The organism is uncultured Cardiobacterium sp. (genome assembly GCF_938028185.1).
Lineage (GTDB): Bacteria > Pseudomonadota > Gammaproteobacteria > Cardiobacteriales > Cardiobacteriaceae > Cardiobacterium.
This window is the reverse complement of record NZ_CALJAH010000429.1, coordinates 1-2,463: the sequence shown is the minus strand read 5'-3', so window position 1 is coordinate 2,463 and position 2,463 is coordinate 1. Positions and strand designations below refer to the sequence as shown.

General features: G+C 58.5%; 3 protein-coding genes. All 3 read left to right on the top strand.

The window, feature by feature from the left end:
• Nucleotides 1-538: SLC13 family permease (locus Q0349_RS12420; protein ID WP_298081334.1), on the top strand; the 538-nt coding region annotated here is incomplete at its 5' end.
• Nucleotides 539-639: 101 nt separating this feature from the next.
• Nucleotides 640-1,470 (top strand): alpha/beta hydrolase-fold protein, encoded by an 831-nt coding sequence (locus Q0349_RS12415; RefSeq protein ID WP_298081333.1) that lies wholly within the window; start codon nt 640-642, stop codon nt 1,468-1,470.
• 23 nt (nt 1,471-1,493) lie between these two features.
• A complete protein-coding gene (locus tag Q0349_RS12410) occupies nt 1,494-2,387 on the top strand; it encodes a hypothetical protein (RefSeq protein ID WP_298081332.1) in 894 nt (297 codons plus the stop codon).
• The last annotated feature ends 76 nt before the right edge of the window (nt 2,388-2,463 follow it).

Below are 2,463 nucleotides of genomic sequence, written 5' to 3'. Positions count from 1 at the left end.
AGCGATGGGCATCAACGCCCCCGATACGTTCGTCGCCCTTTGCGCGATTATCGCCGTGGTCGTACTCGGTCTTGCCAGCTGGAAAGATGTTACCGACAACACCGACTGGGGCGTGTTGCTCCTCTTCGGCGGCGGCATCACCCTGAGCAGCGTGCTTGGCGCCTCCGGTGCCTCAAAAGAAATCGGCCAGATGATTGCCAACGCTTTCGGCGGCAGTTCGCCCTTTGTCATCATTCTGGTCGTCGCCACCTTCATCATATTCCTCACCGAGTTCACCAGTAACACCGCTTCTGCCGCGCTGTTGGTGCCAGTATTTGCCTCGGTCGCCGCGCAAACGGGGATGCGCGAAGATGTGCTGGTGATGGTCATCGGCATCGGTGCCTCCTGCGCCTTCATGCTGCCGGTCGCCACCCCGCCAAACGCGCTGGTTTTCGGCACGGGCGAGGTCAAGCAACGCGATATGTTCCGCGCCGGGCTGGTGCTGAACCTGGTCAGTATCGCCGTGGTTGCGCTGTTCGCTTACTACGTCATTTTGTAAATATTTACCCGAGAAAAGCCCGCGTCATGCGGGCTTTTTTCATACCCGTCTCGCGATAACGGCGGGTAAAATCCCACTATCACAGCTACGGACACACGCTTATGAAAAAACCCCTCCTCCTTGCCGCCGCGCTCGGCGCGACCGCCGCCGACTGGCAACCCGCGCAACTGCCGCAAGCCGCCGAAACCACCGTCACTTCCGCCCACAGCCGGCGCAGTTACCGCATCCAGACCGCCACCATCGGCGAGGCACCGCCGGCGGGCTATCCGGTGCTGTACCTGCTCGACGGCGACACCTACTTCCCCTACGCGCTGCCGCTCGCGCAAACCCTGCTCAACCCGCCCGGCGCGGGCGAAAAACGTGCGCTGGTGCTCGTCGGCATCGGCTACCCCGGCGGCAAAATGCTTGATTTGGCGCAGCGCACGCGCGACTACACCCCGCCGCTGGCCGGTGATGACGATGATAGCGGCGGTGCCGAAGCCTTCGCCCGCTTTCTCGACGAAGAGCTGCCACCGCTGCTCGCTGCGCGCATCCCCATCGACCGCAGCCAGCAAAGCCTGTTCGGCCACTCCTACGGCGGCCTTTTCGCCCTCTACCACCTCTACACCCGTGGCACCATGCGCGGCTATTACCTCTCCAGCCCGTCCATCTGGTGGGAAAGCCGCCGCATTGATGCCTTCGCCGACCGCTATCACGCCCCGGCGAACCGCCTCACCATCCGCATCAGCGCGGGCAGCGGCGAACAGGCCGCCCCCGGCGACGAAAAACGCCGCCGTCGCGCGATGGTAGAAAACGCCCGGGCGCTGGCCGCCCAACTGCAACAAAGCCAAAGCGACACCACCTTCACCCTGCTCGACGGCGAAAACCACGGCAGCGCCGCCTTCGCCGCGCTGAAAACATTGCTGCAAACATCCGGCGACAGCGCGCCATAAATCCAATCGGAAAGGAATGCGTCATGAAAACCGTACCAGACGAATATCCCGCACACGAAACCTTATGGCGCTTTGCCATTATCTGGACTGTCGTCGCCTGCATCGCGGCGCCCCTGATTATCGGATATATCCTGAAAAAGCCGTTCGATCCCAATCAAATACTCGTATCCAATAGCACCCTTGAGCGGATATACGCAAGGTCGGACAAGGAAGTGATGTTTGGCATGGAAGTCGCCTTTTGTATTGCCCTGTCCTTTGGCTTTCCTTGTGCGCTTGCCATTGGGAAACTGATTGCCGGTGCCCGTTGTTATAAAAATATTGCGGGCATTATTGTGACAACCATCATTTCCGCTTTGATGGGCGTGTTGTTTTCGCTGATACCGTTTTTTCCTTTGTTAATGCTGATCGCTGCCCTGGGAAATTCATCTGATGATCCTTCTCCCTTATTTTTTATGACGTTACAGATTGCCGCCCTTAGCGGATTCATTACTGCGCTTATTGTCCTGCCTTCCCGCCAGCACAATGCAGCGGACGGGCATTTGACAGATACGGATTTGACCGATGTGGCCGACACCGAAATACCAGCCGTTGATGCATTGCCACCGTCCCCCTTCACCTTTGCCGAAGCAAGGGCGCAGGCAGCCGCCGCAATAAAAGAACTGCTGTTCACCCGGCCGGAGCTGCAAGATACGCCACCGCCATATCTCTCCCGTGACTACATGGAAGCCGAAGGCTGCTGGATATTTTTCCGCCATGAGCGTATCCACGTTGCGTCGGCAAGCGACCCGGCAAACCGCGCCATCGTCATCAGCAAAAAAGGTGAAGCAAGGCTTGTCGCCGATTACCGTGACAATCCGGAACGCGCCAGGGAATATCTGCAAACCATCTCGGATCATTTCATCCGGCACGGCAGGTAAGGTCGGACATAGAACGAAAAGTGGTGGTGTCCTAAAATGTATGCTGCCTCAAACAAATCCGTAGTTGATATAGAAA